Annotated in this window: 1 protein-coding gene; it reads right to left on the bottom strand. The window is 69.4% G+C overall.

The genetic code is table 11. From position 1 onward, the window contains the following. On the bottom strand, nt 1-230 hold a 230-nt coding region (locus BST14_RS32225), incomplete at its 3' end, for a disulfide bond formation protein B (protein WP_048304129.1). Between the last annotated feature and the right edge of the window lie 12 nt (nt 231-242).

Genomic DNA, 242 nt, shown 5'->3' with positions numbered 1-242 from the left:
ATGCCCAGCGCGGCGATGCCGCCGGCGATCCGCGAACGCGGGGCGAGGCTGCCGACGATCCCGGCGAGCACCAGGCCGAGCACGTCCAGGCGAATGAAGATGCACAGCGAGCAGGGCGCGAAGCCGCGCACGTGCTGGAGGTAGAGGACGAAAGCGAGGATCAGCAGGCCGCCGATGGCGACCGCGGGCCAGAACAAGCGGTTGTCGAGGGGCTTGAGGAGAGCGCTCAAGGCAGGGATTCC

Source organism: Mycobacterium arosiense ATCC BAA-1401 = DSM 45069 (assembly GCF_002086125.1).
In the GTDB taxonomy this organism is placed as follows: domain Bacteria; phylum Actinomycetota; class Actinomycetes; order Mycobacteriales; family Mycobacteriaceae; genus Mycobacterium; species Mycobacterium arosiense.
The sequence above is the reverse complement of the archived record's forward strand: the minus strand, read 5'-3'. Positions and strand labels throughout refer to the sequence as shown.